The sequence below is a fragment of the Acidobacteriota bacterium genome (assembly GCA_018001935.1).
Classification (GTDB): Bacteria; Acidobacteriota; JAAYUB01; order JAAYUB01; family JAAYUB01; genus JAGNHB01.
This window is the reverse complement of record JAGNHB010000002.1, coordinates 180,695-195,652: the sequence shown is the minus strand read 5'-3', so window position 1 is coordinate 195,652 and position 14,958 is coordinate 180,695. Positions and strand designations below refer to the sequence as shown.

Genomic DNA, 14,958 nt, shown 5'->3' with positions numbered 1-14,958 from the left:
CATGGAAAAGCTGATCGCCGATTTCATCACCGAGATTTCGAACGTCATGGGCGTCAAGGCGGCCTATCTGATCAACTACCGGGGAGAGGTCCTCTACCCGACCCAGGAGAAGCTGGGGCGTTCGTTCTTCAACTCCGCGGCCGGGCTCGAGATGGTCCAGGCGATGGGGATCCTGGAGATGGCGGGGGAAGACATCAACGAGATGGAACTCCTGCTCCTTGAAGGGAAGATCCTCGCCTACAACAAGCTCAGGCTGAACTTCCCGGGGAAGTACGGGGTCCAGGAGACCATCCTCGTGGTGGTCGGGGAGAAGAACTTCAACAAGGCCCACCTGCGGCTCGCCCTGAACGTCTCCCTGTCCAAGGTCCTCACGGACAAGAAGTACAAGAAGATGGACATGCCGGTCAAGATCAAGAAGACCTCCATGCTCACCCGGGACAAGATGAACGAGAAGGAATTCGCGCTTTCCGAGAAGGCGAGATCGCTATTAACTTAACACGGGATGGGGAAATGAGTGAAACCTTAAAAGGCAATCTCTCTCAGCTCAAGTTGGTGGACATCCTGAAGATCCTCTGCAACAGCCAGAGGACCGGGAAGCTCTCCCTGCAGAGCGGCGAGGAGTTGGCGGACATCTACTTCCTCCAGGGCGCCATCATCCACGCCAAGTACAACCTGTCGCAGGGCGAGGAAGCCATCTACGACGTGATCGCCTGGAACGAGGGGGTTTTCGCGTTCCACCCGAACATCTCCGTCAAGAACCGGACCATCTCGACGCCCCAGGACGAGATCATCCGGAAGGGGGAGGGGATCGACGCCGACTGGGAGGCCATCCGGGCCGCCATCCCCAACACCAACCTCGTTTTCAAGATGAGTTCGGGGACCCCGAGCGAGATCTCCCTCAACGCGGTGGAGTGGAACATCCTGCGGCACATCAACGGGATCGACAGCATCCGGGAGATCGCCGTCAAGGTGGACATCATGCTCCTGGACGTGGCCAAGGCCTTCCGGAAGCTCTACGAGGCGGGCCTCATCGAGATCGTCGGCGAGGCCGTCGACCAGGTGGAGCAGAAGACCGGCATAGACCCCGCCCTCTTCGACCTCGTGGAGCGGGAACTGGCCCGCAACATCGGGCCCCTCGCCGCCATCGTGCTCGACGACCACATCCAGAGCCTGGGCGAAAGCCGGGACGCGTTCCCGAAAGACAAGCTCCCCGAGCTGATCGAGAACCTGTCCACCGAAATCAACGACCCCCGGAAAATGATCGATTTCCAGAAGAACATGCTGGATATCATCAAGAACGCCTGATAATCTCTTGGAATAGAGGTAAGGACCTTGAAACTCACAATTCGGAAAAAGCTGCTGGGTCTCTCTCTCCTGGCCGTCGTCCTCCCCCTGATCATTTCCGCGGCCATCATCTACTTCATCGTCACGACGCGCTCCCAGGAGGAATCGTTCCGCAAGATGAGTTCCTTTTCCCGGGTGGCGAACGGCCTGTTCATGAGCCGGCGCGACGAGATCCTGGCCCAGGTGGAGCAGATCCACCCGACCCTCGTCTACTACGAGTACGTCCGGCTCTTCACCGAGAAAAAACCCGAAACCCAGCCGGACATGGACAAGGCCGCCTTCGTCCTCGAGAACCTGAAGAAGAAGGCGAAACTGGACTACGTCATCCTGACCAACCCGCAGGGGATCGTGGTCTTCCGGACCAACAACCGGGCCTCCTCCGGCGCCCGGCTGGACGACCCCATGCTGGAGCAGGTCAAGGAGAAACCCCGCTGCACGCCGGTCCGCCTCGCCGTCACCTTCCTCAACGAGGAAGGTCTCAAGGACGCGGCCACGAAGCTGAACGTCAAGAGCGCCCTGGCCCTGCAGGCCGCCATGCCCATCAAGCGGGACAAGGAGCTTCTCGGTTTCCTCGTCGTGGGTGACGTTCTCAACAACAAGAACCAGCTCATCGACCTGTTCAAGAACCTCGTCTTCGAGAAGGACGAGATGGAGGCCGGCTCCTCGACGCTTTACATGCGGACGGAGACGGAGGACGCCGCCCTGGCCGTCGCCACCAACCGGGCGAGCGAAGGCGGACGCGGCCTCGGCGCCCCCATCGACAAGGTCATCTTCGACAAGGTGGTCAAGTCCGGCCTTGAGTTCACCGGGCCCGAGACCATTGCCAACATGTCCTACGTCAGCTCCTACATCCCTCTGCAGAACTACAAGAACGAGGTGGTGGGCGTGCTGGCGGTCAGCGTCAAGGAGACCTGGTTCCGCGACTTCCAGAACCGGATCCGCAACATCATCTTCATCGTCATCGGCATCGCCCTGTTCTTCTCCATCGTGCTGACGTGGTTCACGGCCGGCCGCCTGACGAAACCCATCGAGGAGATCACCGAGGCCGCCGACAAGATCTCCCTGGGCGAACTTGACATCTCCATCCAGGTCCGGGCCTCGGGCGACGAGATCGAGAAGCTGGCCAACTCCCTCGAGCGCATGCGCGTCTCCCTCAAGTCCGCCATCGAGCGCCTGCGCAAGCGCTGAACCCTTGCAGTGGACTTCACCGGGGCCGGCGAAAGCCGGCCTCTTTTTTTTAGGGTGAGCCCGGTGAGGATGCCCTGCGATGGCTGCCTCGCCAAGCCCGGCTTCCCCGGCGTCGTCGCCCGACCCCTCACCGCCGCCCACACTTTCCGGGCCCCGGATTCGTCCTTGACCGCCGCCCCGACGGGCGATATTCTGAGAAGAGCATCATCGGGAGGGGCACCATGCAACGGTATCGAGGCACCCGGTTTTCCCGTCGTTCGATCCCCGGTGTGATACTGGCCCTGGCGGCGGTCGCCTGCGTGCCGGCGTCCGGGATTTCCTCGGTTCAGACCTACGGTTGCTTCGAGACGGCGGGGGTCGACGTCGCCGTCTCGGGGATGAACTTCAACGAGACCGCCACCCTCGAGGTCCGGAAGCAGGGGACGGGCGCGTGGCAGCGGGGGCACGACTTCGTCCGCTACGACGGCAACCACCTGGCGTCCAGCCTGTTCTGGCTGGAGCCCGGCACCGTCTACGAGCTTCGGGTCACCCTCAGCGACCCCGACGGCGTGACGGGGACCAACCCGGTCACCGCCACCGTCGCCACCCGGCCGGAGTACACGATGCCGTCGCCGCTCCGGGTGGTGAACGTGGCGAACCAGGCCGAGTTGGACGCCGCCGTCGCCGGGGCGCAGCCCGGGGACGAGGTCCGCCTGGCGGCGGGCGCCTACCCCGGCGGGATCGCCCTCTTCGGGGTGTCGGGCACCCTCGCCAACCCCATCGTTTTCACCTCCCAGGGGGAGACCCGCCCCGTGATCCAGGGCGCGGACGCCGCGATCAGTGCGGAAGGCTCGTCCCACCTCGTCTTCGACCACCTGGAGGTGCACAACGAGAACGGCGCCGGGGTCTACATCCGCGGCAGCCACCACACCGTGATCCGGCGCTGCTGGATCCACGACAGCCAGCCGGGGGACTACACCGCCAACGTCGTCATCCAGCACAGCGAGGAAGCCACCCCTGCTTACTCGGGCCACCACCTGATCCTCGACAACGTCATCAGCGACGAGACCCACGACCCGGTGGACGAGAACCAGGGCCCCGGCGAGCCCAATGTCAACACGGCCGGCCAGAGCTACTTCGGGATCGTCCTGGCCTACCAGCCGGGGCCGTTCATCACCATCCGAGGGAACACCATCTACGGCGTGGTGGACGGGGTCCACCCCACCGGCGACGAAGGGTCCGGCCCGGTGATGGGGCCCGACGAGCCCGACCTCCTCCAGACCTGGCGGGACCAGAACCTGGACCTCTACGACAACGTCATCTACGACTGCAAGGACGACTGCATCGAGTGCGACGGCCACATGGTCAACGGCCGCGTCTTCCGCAACCGCCTCGGCAAATGCGAGAACGCCCTGACCGCCGCCCCCTTCTACCCGGGCCCTCTCTTCGTGCTCCGCAACCGCCTCCACGGCTTCCACCAGGGCTGCCTCAAGCAGAACACCGGCGTGGACGGCCTCATGCGCAACGTCTTCTTCTACCACAACACGGTGATGGAGAAGGCGCGGACCGACGACGGCTACTGCCTCTACCGGGGCGAGCCGGCCACCCAGGAGAAGTTCACCTACCGCAACAACGTCTTCTACGCCCGGGGCCGGGTCTACAACGGCGATCTCTACGCGAGCGGCTACCACCGGCTCGACACCTTCGACTGGAACACCCTGTACAGCACCCGGGAGCGGGACAGCGTCTACGCCTTCAAGTGGGTCTGCGAATACGGTGACCCGCTCAACAACACCCGGTACGAGACCCTGGCGGCCTTCCGGGCGGCCACGGGGCAGGAAGCCCACGGCACCTGGGGCGACCCGCTTTTGGACACCACCGCGCTCCCGGGCTACCCGGCGGGCTCCAAGCTCCTGAACCTGCGGCTGCTGGCGGGGTCCCCCGCCGCGGACAACGCGGTCCCGATCCACGGCATCAACGACGTCTACGCCGGCTCCGCCCCCGACGCCGGGGCCGCGGAGCAGGGCCCGCTCTCGGGCGACGTGGATGGCAGCGGGGAAACCGACGCCGCGGACCTGGCCGTCATCGCCAACGTGCTGGTGGGGAACCTGCCGGAGGGCCGCGCCCCCTGCGCCTGGCCCGAACGGGCGGACTACGACGACTCCGGCGCCCTGGCCGCCGCCGACCTGGTGGTCCTGGCCCGCACCCTGGCGGGACTATAGATATGCTCTGAATGGCCACTCCACAGTAACCTGACAGCGCAACGGGTATCCATCGGATGGGGTTGCGAAAGGCCATCCGGATTCTCTCGCTGAGACTGGATTCGTCATCTCTCCCATGTTCGTGTTGACACATTCGGGTATTTTGTGTACACTAGTATCGAGAGCCCATGAACACCGACTGAACCCCCGAAGGATGGGGGTGGTTTCCACTTTTTCTCCCGGGTTTGGTTCGTGTGAATGATGGTTTGTCACCGGTCTGTTCGAGTTGAGGTGAGGAATGGAAATCAACGTGCGTGAAGCCCGAAGCCGGTTGCGTGCCCTTCTGGAAAAGGTGCAGGACGGTGAAAGTGTGACCTTGACACGGCGGGGGGAACCCGTGGCGCGGATCATACCACCGGAGAAGTCTGTCAAGAGGCTCCCGTCCCTGGAAGAATTCCGGCGCGCCTTACGGGTCTCCGGCGAACCGGTGAGCGCCGTCCTGGACCGGGAGCGGAACGAGGGCCGTTTCTGATGTTCTATGTCGACACCAGCGTTCTCGTGCCCTACTACTGTCCCGAAAGCGCGAGCGGAGCGGCCGAGCGCTTTCTCACCGGGGAGCGGGACCTGGCGGTCAGCGACCTGGGCGAACTCGAGTTCTGCTCGGCTCTGGCCCGCAAGGTGCGTGAAGGGGGGTTGGGCCCGGAGGACGTCGGAAGGATCGTCGCCCTTTTCCGCTCTCACCTGGAAGGAAGCTATTTCCGGCGCCTGGTGGTTGAACCCTCCCACCTCCGGTTGGCGTCGGAGTGGGTGAGTTTGAACCTCGCCCCGCTCCGGAGCCTGGATGCGCTCCACCTTGCCGTGGCGTTCTCCGGGGGAAGGTGCCTGGTCACCTTCGACCGCCGCCTGGCCGCCGCGGCCTCCGCCCTGGCCGTCGCGGTCCGGATTCCGGGGGACGATTGAAATTTGATGAGCCCGCAAAAAGTCGCGAAAGGGGGATTTCCCGCGAATAACACGAATATCCGCGAATCTATAACACGAACAATATCTATTGATTATTGATTTCTGACACGGTCGCATAAAGTACCATCACCCTCCGGGTGATGGCTCAAACAAAGGCTTTACAGACACTTTCCGGTCCGCCGTCACCAGGCGGGCATCGAGGGCCTCCGCGAGGGCCAGGAACAGACAATCGCAGACGGTTCGACGGCAGGTGATCGCCAGGTCCAACGCCTTGGGAAGGAGTGGCTTCGAATCCCAGGAACGCAGGGGAACGGCTCGGAAGGCGTCGAATACCATCGTTCCACGTTTCCGTCAACGGGAAACGAAATCCCGGCACGGGCGTTCCGGGCGAACGCGAGTTTTTCCCGGCACCGCCCTCAGAACCGGTCCGTGATCACCACTTCATCGGCGGGCAGCTGGCCCGGCTTGGGCCACGCGGCCTTGGTGCCACGGCCGACGGCCACCATGAAGGCGATGACGTGGTCGGCGGGCAGGCCGATCAGCTTTCCCACCGCCTCGAAGTCGAACCCGTCCATGGGGCAGGAGTCGTAGCCCATCTCCTTCGCCGCCAGCATCAGGGCCATCCCGGCGATGCCGCAGGAGCGCATGGTCTCGTCGCGCTGCACCTGGGGCTTGCCGTCGTAGTAGGCGTGAATGGCTGGCAGGATGAACTCCCGGACCGGCGGGGGCGCGTCGCGCCAGTAACGCTCGGGCGCCTTGCGCCAGGCGTTCAGGTCGGCGCAGAGCACCACCAGCAGGGAAGCGTCGGTGACCTGGGCCTGGTCCCAGGCCGCGGCCCGGATCTGCCGGCGGAGATCCGGGTCGCGCACCACCACGAACCGCCAGTGCTGGATATTGAAAGCCGTGGGGCTCTGCAGCACCAACTCGAACAGGGCCCGCTCCTCCTCGGCCGTCAGTCGGTGCGCCGGGTCGTAGTGCTTGACCGCCCGTCGCGATTCCAGTGCGTCCGCCACATTCATGGTCCACCTCCGAAAGCATGATTTCCATCATTTTTGCATAGATGTCCCGCCAGGTTCAAGGATTCGGCGGGTGATCAGCTCCGGGTGACCGGTTTCGGCCCCCCCTCGGAAAAATCAAGATTTCTCTCCAACTTTCATCTCCCGGGGGAATATAATGTTTTTAGTGTTTTCAGTAGAGGGGTGAAGAGAATCGGAGGAAAATCCGATCGGAGAGGTCGGGTTCCGCTTGGGGATCATCATCCACTTTTTTCAGGAGGAATAATGCGCACTTTCCGTTTATCGCTCCGGGGGCGACTGTTCGCCCTGTGCCTGCCGGCACTGTTCTGGATCTGGGCGCCCGCCGTCGTGCGCGGTGAGGAGGGTGACCCCGGGGATACCCCGCCGCTCCCCACGTCCACCAGCACCATGGTGTGGGAGTACGTCAGCGCCCTGTGGGCCAACCCCGACACCGCCAATGCCAAAATCGGGGCAAACTGGATCCACCGGGAGACCGACAGCTGGTACCACCACAGCGAGAGCTTCGGGGTCTCCCCCCTCGGCGGCAGCGCCTTCCACGCACCGGTGGCGGTGGCCGCCGGGCGGACCCTCGACCTGACGCGGGACTGGTACACCACCGCCGCCTACACGGCCACCGCAAGCGGCAACGTGGTGGAGGTGCGCAACGAGAACGGGAGCACGGTCCACCTGGACGCCGGAAACGGCGTTTCGGCCCCCCGCCGCTACGGCGACCTCGTTCTCCTGGCCGCCGACGTGGACGGGTTGGTGGAGGCCGACGACTCCTACCACGACGAGATCCTCGTCCTCTACGACCGCATTCAGGACGGCGTGGAAACCCTGCGACTGACCGTTCTGAAGCACGATCTCACGGTGCTGGCCCAGACCGACGTCACCAACCCCGCGCCGGTCTTCTTGGACGGCCCCTGTGCCGACATGGCCGCGGGCGACCTGGACGGGGACGGCCTCAAGGAGATCGCGGTGGGGACCCAGTGGTTCAACGCGGCGGGGAACAGCTACTACGCGCGCCTCACGGCCTTCCGCTACCAGGACGGAAGCCTTCAGGCCGGCGCCTCCGGCCAGTTCGACTGCCCCTCCTACTACCATCCTCACCCCGTCAGCCTGGCCTCGGGCGACTTCAACGGCGACGGCGTCGAGGACCTCTTTGGGGGGACCTCCGTCGAGGGGAACTACACTCCCTACCTGGTCGAGGGGTACACCTTCGACGCGTTGCTGACGCCCACGCGCCGATGCAGCCCCTACGTCAACTTCAACTACCCTCTGCCTTACGGCTCGATGTACTTCACCCCGGCCGACTACCGCATCCACCTCGCCGCGGGGTGGTTCAAGGACCCCGGCACCACGGACCTCCCCACCCGGCGGCAGTTGGCCGTCGCGTCGGCCCAACCGGATTCCATGAATGTCGCCGCCGTCAACGTCGCCCTCGAGGTGCTGGACTTCGACGCCGCCTGGTCCACGGCCGGGGGCGGGCTCGCAACCATCTACGCCTACGATGTGGACCACTACTACACCTATCGCCCCGACGACATCAAGCTCCTTCCCGGCAACTTCTACGGCACCCTCAACACCGTGCCGTTCCAGGACCTCGGGGTCTTCATCACCCAGCTCCCCACCTCCACCTCCACCCGGGACATCAACTTCGTCGCCTGCAAGGTGGACCGGAACTCCCTGACCGTCAGCCAACCCTACATCAAGTGGAACGACGTGGGGATCCTCGATGCCGCCTTTCCCGGGCTGGGTGTGGCGCGCATGGACGACGGGGGGCGCTCCGTCCTTCTCGGACCCCCGATCCAGTTGGTCATGGAGGACGTGGTGACCCCCGACTACACCATCGAGGAACCCCCCAAGCACCTCGACTACCTGCCCGTGGACCCCCAGGATCCGACCGGGGAGTGGGCGGTGGTCAACCTGAGCCGCTACGACGAGTTTTCCTGCGCCTACACCCAGTCCGGTGAGCAGTCCGTGACCCACACCGGGCAGAGCAAGGCCGAGGGCGGGGCGGGCCTGAGCGCCGGGCTGGGCATCGACATGTCGGTGAAGGCCAACGAGATCCTGGTCAAGGAAAAGCTGGACGTCTCCCTGGACGCCAGCATCAAGTTCGCCTTCCAGCGCGCCGTCGACACCACCAATACCCAGTACAACTCCTACAGCTACAAGATGGAGCACGCCACGGACCACGACGACATCCTGCAGTACGAGGCCCGGACCTACAAGGTCTGGCGCTACCCCATCTACGGGTACACGGCCCTCAACCCCAACACCAACCAGGAGGCGCAGGGCTTCTACGACGTGAACTTCCCGCCCACCAGCGCCCTCACCACCTTCATCGGCGGGCTCGGCTGCTCCGACTTCTACCAGCCCGTCCACCAGAACGGCAACGTCCTCTCCTACCCCCTCCAGGCGTCCCACCCCTACGCGGGCGACCTGGGCAGCTTCACCCTGCCGGGCTCCAGCACCCCGGTGACGGACTTCCTCAACGACACCAGCCTCGCCTACGGCGTGGACGGGTCGGCAAAGACCCTGGACATCGAGTGGACCCAAAAAGCGGGGAGTGAACAGCAGAAGTCGTGGAGCGAGAGCCTCAGCGGCGACCTGGACTTCAAGATGTCCTTCACCGTCAAGGAGTTGTTCTTCGGCAAGCAGACCATCGACTTCAACGCCAGCCTCCAGGCCGACGGGAACTGGTCCCAGATCACCACCGACGACAAGGAGACCTCCACCACCAAGGGCCTGACCATCAATGTCCCCGCCTTTCCGGGCCTGAACTCGAGCCAGATCTATACGTTCACGCCCTACGCCTACTTCTCGACGGCAGGGAACAGCAAGGTCCAGCACGCCGTCACCCTCCCCGGCACGTCGAGCTGGTGGAACCACCAGTACGGGCGCCTCCCCGACCCCGGCCTCAACCTCCCGAACCACTTCCTGGTCCACAAGAACCCCTACACGGGCGAGTGGGACGACTGGGAGGTGGACGAGAGCACCGACGGCAAACGCGTGCGCGGACTCTTCATCCGGACGGGGGAAGCCGCCGCCGCCACCGGGGACCCCATGGACGTGACCCACTCCGTGGTGGACGGCGCCGCCCTCACCGTGACGGCGCGCGTGTACAACTTCAGCCTGCTCCAGTGCACCACGCCCTTCGACGTGCTGTTCGAGTACGTACCCGTCAACCCCGTGACCGACACCGAAACCGGTCCCCGGGTGGCGATCGGGTCTGCCCGGGTCTCCGCCCTGGGCCCCCTCGGGATGCAGGAGGTCACGGTTCCCTGGAACACCACGGGGTTGGGACCGGCCACCCCCGACACCTGCAGCACCTACCGCATCTGGGTGACGGTGGACCCCGGCGGCGCCGTGGAGGCCATCCACCCGCACGGGTCCGTCTGCGACAACAAGGAGGGCTACTGGCCCTGGAACGGGGGGGTCTCCGTCTGGAGCGCCTTGCCGGCCGCAAGGACGGCGGCGGCAGCGGAGGAATTCCGCCCGCGAATGCAGTTGGGGCTCCGCCAGCCCGACGGCACGCTCCACACCGGGTGGGGAACGGCGCCGGAAGGGGAAAACGCCAAGCTCAGCGCGCTCATCGTGGCCGACGCGCCCGACCGGCGAACCCTGCACGTGGTGTTCTATGACTGGGTGCTCTTCTCGGAGATCCCCCAGAAAGCCCTGGCCCACAAGCTCGTGCAGGGCGTCTCCTGGCATGGCCACGTCCTGGGCCACGCGGCGTACGCCAATCTCGACTGGCGGCCCCTCGAGCCCGGGGTGCACTTCATCCGCGCCCAGTTTGCCAACACTTCCCTGCCGTACGCCCGGACCGACTTCCCCCCGGAGGACTTCGGTGCGAACCTCCTAGTCTGGGTCCCGTCCGGCGACGCGGGTAAGGACCTTGAAACCGCGGGCCGGTCCCTGGAAAACCTCGAGGCGGAGCGGCCGCGGATCGTGGCGCTGGGGGGGGAGGACCTCTTCCATCACGTCCGGGCCTCCCTGAGCGTGATCGAGGCCCGGACGCGGGCGCGAATCCAACCGGTGGTCCCGTCCCGGCGCCGCGTGGAGTGAAGTACGCGCCGCCTGCCGGGCGGCGCGACTTTTTACCCATTCCCGCGGGCAACCGTGGGGTTTCGCCAGGCGCCTTCCGGCGCCTCCACGCAAAAGGCCGTTCGTGTGGCGCGTGTGTTCGTGGTTCCTTTCCGGTTTGTCCGGGTTGGGACGACCGCACAGAGGGCGGACTGAATTGCAAAATTTATTAACCGACTTTTGCCGCTCACCCGAATATGATACAGTGTGCCAAGTTCATCGGAGGGGAGTGTGCAAGAGTGTCGTCGGGGCCTGCCCGTGGGCGGACCGGCCCTGATATGCGCAATTTTCGGCTGGGAAAGGAGGACACATGATGGCGTCTCGTTCGTTCTTCCGGTGGAGCCTGCTGGCCCTGTGCCTCACGTTCCTGCTCGGCGCGGCCGCCTTCGCGGGGCCCGAGGAGGGCGACCCGGGGGACACCCCGCCGCTCCCCACGTCCACCAGCACCATGGTGTGGGAGTACGTCAGCGCCCTGTGGGCCAACCCCGACACCGTCAACGCCAAGATCGGGGCGCACTGGATCCATCGGGAGACCAGCAGCTGGTACGAGCACAACGAGAGCTTCGGGGTCTCCCCTCTCGGCGGCAGCGCCTTCCACGCCCCGGTGGCGGTGGCCGCCGGACGGACCCTCGACATGACGCGGGACTGGTACACCACCGCCGCCTACACCACCGCGGCCGGCGGCAACGTGGTGGAGGTGCGCAACGAGAACGGGAGCAAGGTCCAGCTGGACGCCGGCAACGGCGTCTCCGCCCCCCGGCGCTACGGCGACCTCGTTCTCCTGGCCGCCGACGTGGACGGGTTGGTGGAGGCCGACGACTCCTTCCACGACGAGGTCCTCGTCCTCTACGACCACATCCAGGACGGGGTGGAAACCCTGCGCCTGACCGTGCTGAAACACGATCTCACCGTGCTGGCCACGACGGACGTCACCGACCCGCCCCCCGCCTTCCGGGACGGCCCCAGCGCCGGCATGGCCACGGCCGACATCGACGCCAACGGCGCCAGGGAGATCGGCATTGGTTACCCGTGGTACAGTGCCTCCGCAAAGCTTTACTACACCCGCTTCCTGGTCTACCGCTACCAGGAAGGGGCGCTGTCCTGCGGTACGGCTGCACAGTCCAGCTTCTACTCGAATGCGGCCTACCCCGTCTGCCTGGCCGGGGGCGACTTCAACGGCGACGGGGTCGACGAACTTTTCACGGGCTCCATGAGCGACAGGTACACCATTCCCTACCTGATCGAGGGCTACGCCGTCTCCACAACCCTGGCGCCGTCCAAGGTGGCCTCTTTGACCCCGTACTTCGGTTCCTCCTCCTACAACATGTATTTCACCCCCGACAAATTCCGCCTCGACCTTGCCGCCGCCTGGTTCAAGGACCCCGGCACCACCGACCTCGTGACCAGGCGCCAGTTGGTCATCGCCTCGGGCCAGCCGGACTGGATGGACTACTACGTCGTCAACGCCGCGCTCGAGGTCGTCAACTTCCCGCTCGCCTGGTCTTCCCCTTCCGTCCAGTACACGACGATTTATGCTAATTCCGTAAACGGTTACTACCAAATCGCCCCGGACGACCTCAAGCTCCTCCCGGGCAACTTCTACGGGACTCTCAACACGGTGCCCTTCCAGGACCTCGGCCTCTTCATCACCCAGACGGCCTCGTCCGCCAACGGTCGCCAGGTCAACTTCGTCGCCTGCAAGGTGGACAAGGGCAACCTGTCCATCGCCCAGCCCTATTTCAAGTGGACCAACCTGGGCACCCTGTCCGGTTCCTTCCCGTCCCTGGGCGTGGCGAAGATGGACGACGGGGGGCGGTCCCTCCTCCTCGGCCCGCCCACCCAGATCATCATGCAGGACGTGCTGACCGTGGACTACACCATCGAGGACCCCCCCAAGCACGTCGATTACCTCCCGGTGGACCCCCAGGACCGGGATGGGGAGTGGGAGTGCGTCTTCGTCAGCATGTTCCCCGAGTTCTCCTGCATGTACAGCAAGGAAGGGGAGAACTACTCCTCCCACACCGAGCAGAGCGTGTCGGAGGGCGGGGCGGGCCTGAACGCCAAGATCGGCGCCGACATGGAGGTGAAGATCCACGAGCTCCTGGCGAAGGAGACCATCGACGCCTCCCTGGAAGCGAAGCTGAACTTCTCCTTCCAGAGGTCCATCGACACGGCCGACACCACGTACCACAACTACACCTACAGCCTCGACCAGGCCACGGACCGGGACGACATCATGCAGTACAAGACCCGGACCTACACCATCTGGCGCTTTCCCCTCTACGGTTACACGGCCCTCAACCCCAACACGAACCAGCAGGCCCAGGGTTACTACGACGTGAATTTCCCCCCGTCCAGCACCATGACCACCTTCATGGCCGGTCTGGGCTGCTCCGATTTCTACCAACCCGTTCACCAGAACGGCAACGTGCTCACCTACCCGCTCCAGTCGTCCAGCCCCTACACCAACGACCTGGGCGAATTCACCGTGCCGGGCGCCACCGAGCCGCTGTCGCAGTTCCTCAACGACACCAACCTGACCTACGGCGTGGACGGCTCGGAAAAGAACCTGAAAATCACCTGGACCGGCGGCGTCAGCGGCGAGACCACCCAGTCGTGGACCGAGAAGCTCAGCGGCGACGTCGACTTCAAGATCTCCTTCTCGACGAAGATGTTCGGCTGCCTCAAGGCGGGCATCGACGGCGAGATCGCCCTCCAGGCCGACGGGAGCTGGTCCCAGATCACCACCGACGAGAACGAGTCCTCCAACACCGGCGGGCTGTCCATCACCGTCCCGGCCATGCACGGCCTGAACTCGAGCCAGATCTACTCTTTCACGCCCTACGTCTACTTCTCGAAGTCGGGGAACAACAAGGTCCGGCACGCCGTCACCATCCCCGGCACCTCGGCGTGGTGGGTTCAGCATTACAACGGCTTGCCCGACCCCGGCCTCAACCTTCCCAACCACTTCCAACCCATCTGGAACGAGTACACCGACGACTGGGACGAGTACGAGGTGGACGAGAGCGACATGGGCAAGCGCATGCGCGGGTTGTTCCTCCAGACCGCGGAGCCCGCGGAGGCGACGGGGGAGCCCATGGACGTGACCCACTCGGTGACGGACGGGACCGCCCTCACGGTGACGGCGCGGGTGTACAACTTCAGCTTCAAGGCGTGCGCCACCCCCTTCGATGTGAAGTTCGAGTACGTCCCGGTCAGTGACAACGACTTCGAGACCGGCCCCCGGGTCACCATCGGGACGGTGCGCGTCCCGTCCATGAACCCCCAGGAGGTCAAGGAAGTCTCCGTCCTCTGGAACACCACGGGGCTGGGCCCCGCCAGCGCCAGCATGAGCAACATGTACCGCATCTGGGTGACGGTGGACGCGGGGAACGTGGTGAACGCCATCCACCCGCGCGGGTCCGTCTGCGACAACAAGGAAGGGTACTGGCCCTGGAGCGGCGGGCTGCAGATCTACGGCGCCTCCAAGGGCGAAGGCCCCGTCCAGCTCACGTCGCAGGCGTTCTTCCCGAGGATGCGGCTGGGCCTGCGCCAGACGGACGGCACGCTTCACACCGGGTGGGGCTCGGTCACCATGGGCGAGTGGAGCAAGCTGAGCGCCCTGGTCCTCTCCGACGTTCTGGACCGCCGGACCCTGCACGTGGTGTTCAAGGACTGGGTGCTCTTCTCCGACAAACCCCAGAAACCCTTGGCGTACAAGCTGGTGCACGGCGTTTCCTACAACGGGCACAACTTCCCCCACCTGGCGTACGCCAACTTCGACTGGCGGCCCCTGGAGCCCGGGGTGCACTTCATCCGGGCCGAGCTGGCCAACACCTCCCTCGCCGTCTCGAACGCGAACTTCCCGTTCGAGGACCACGGGGGGAACCTCCTGGTCTGGGTGACGTCTTACGATGCGAAAAAAGACCTGGAGGCCGCGGGTCGCTGCCTGGAGAAGCTCGAGATGGAACGGCCGCGGATCGTGGCCCTCGGGGGAGAGGCGTTGTTCGACCGGGTCCGGGAGGCCCTGAGCCGGATCGAGTCGGAGACGTGGGACCGGGTCCACGCCACCCTCCCGTCCGACCGACGCGCGGACTGAAGTACGCGCCGCCTGCCGGGCGGCGCACGAGTTGTCGCCGGGCTGGCGCCTTCCGGCAGAAGGCGCGTACAGTACGCGCCGCCTG

Annotated in this window: 9 protein-coding genes; 8 read left to right on the top strand and 1 reads right to left on the bottom strand. The window is 65.0% G+C overall.

The features are described 5' to 3' along the window. The first annotated feature begins 1 nt into the window (after nt 1). The 6 genes from KA419_01725 (at nt 2) to KA419_01700 (ending at nt 5,672) form a co-directional block, all read left to right on the top strand. Entirely contained in the window at nt 2–496 is a 495-nt protein-coding gene (locus tag KA419_01725) for a hypothetical protein (GenBank protein MBP7864642.1), read from the top strand. A 14-nt stretch (nt 497–510) separates the two neighbouring features. Further along, entirely contained in the window at nt 511–1,305 is a 795-nt protein-coding gene (locus KA419_01720; GenBank protein MBP7864641.1) for a DUF4388 domain-containing protein, read from the top strand. A 27-nt stretch (nt 1,306–1,332) separates the two neighbouring features. After that, complete coding sequence (locus KA419_01715; GenBank protein MBP7864640.1) at nt 1,333–2,532, top strand: cache domain-containing protein; 1,200 nt, start codon at nt 1,333–1,335, stop codon at nt 2,530–2,532. Nucleotides 2,533–2,753: 221 nt separating this feature from the next. Next, nucleotides 2,754–4,733, top strand: a complete 1,980-nt coding sequence (locus KA419_01710; protein MBP7864639.1) for a right-handed parallel beta-helix repeat-containing protein — start codon at nt 2,754–2,756, stop codon at nt 4,731–4,733. Nucleotides 4,734–5,010: 277 nt separating this feature from the next. Then, nucleotides 5,011–5,244, top strand: a complete 234-nt coding sequence (locus tag KA419_01705; protein MBP7864638.1) for a type II toxin-antitoxin system prevent-host-death family antitoxin — start codon at nt 5,011–5,013, stop codon at nt 5,242–5,244. Beyond that, nucleotides 5,244–5,672, top strand: a complete 429-nt coding sequence (locus KA419_01700) for a type II toxin-antitoxin system VapC family toxin (protein MBP7864637.1) — start codon at nt 5,244–5,246, stop codon at nt 5,670–5,672. Before KA419_01705 ends, KA419_01700 begins: the two co-directional genes overlap by 1 nt. Before the next feature lie 416 nt (nt 5,673–6,088). Here the strand turns inward: KA419_01700 and KA419_01695 are convergent, their stop codons facing one another. After that, nucleotides 6,089–6,691, bottom strand: a complete 603-nt coding sequence (locus KA419_01695) for a nitroreductase family protein (protein ID MBP7864636.1) — start codon at nt 6,689–6,691, stop codon at nt 6,089–6,091. Between the two features lie 261 nt (nt 6,692–6,952). Between KA419_01695 and KA419_01690 the strand changes: the two genes are divergently transcribed. Continuing rightward, on the top strand, nt 6,953–10,756 hold the full coding sequence (locus tag KA419_01690; GenBank protein ID MBP7864635.1) for a VCBS repeat-containing protein: 3,804 nt from the start codon (nt 6,953–6,955) through the stop codon (nt 10,754–10,756). A 328-nt stretch (nt 10,757–11,084) separates the two neighbouring features. Further along, nucleotides 11,085–14,873, top strand: coding sequence for a hypothetical protein (locus KA419_01685; protein ID MBP7864634.1), 3,789 nt, complete (start codon nt 11,085–11,087; stop codon nt 14,871–14,873). Nucleotides 14,874–14,958: the final 85 nt, after the last annotated feature.

Excerpts from the sequence above, each read along its gene's own strand:
- KA419_01690 (MBP7864635.1), top strand. The coding sequence starts at position 6,953 with ATGCGCACTTTCCGTTTATCGCTCCGGGGGCGACTGTTCGCCCTGTGC.
- KA419_01695 (MBP7864636.1), bottom strand. The coding sequence starts at position 6,691 with ATGAATGTGGCGGACGCACTGGAATCGCGACGGGCGGTCAAGCACTAC.
- KA419_01710 (MBP7864639.1), top strand. The coding sequence starts at position 2,754 with ATGCAACGGTATCGAGGCACCCGGTTTTCCCGTCGTTCGATCCCCGGT.
- KA419_01685 (MBP7864634.1), top strand. The coding sequence starts at position 11,085 with ATGATGGCGTCTCGTTCGTTCTTCCGGTGGAGCCTGCTGGCCCTGTGC.
- KA419_01700 (MBP7864637.1), top strand. The coding sequence starts at position 5,244 with ATGTTCTATGTCGACACCAGCGTTCTCGTGCCCTACTACTGTCCCGAA.
- KA419_01725 (MBP7864642.1), top strand. The coding sequence starts at position 2 with ATGGAAAAGCTGATCGCCGATTTCATCACCGAGATTTCGAACGTCATG.
- KA419_01720 (MBP7864641.1), top strand. The coding sequence starts at position 511 with ATGAGTGAAACCTTAAAAGGCAATCTCTCTCAGCTCAAGTTGGTGGAC.
- KA419_01705 (MBP7864638.1), top strand. The coding sequence starts at position 5,011 with ATGGAAATCAACGTGCGTGAAGCCCGAAGCCGGTTGCGTGCCCTTCTG.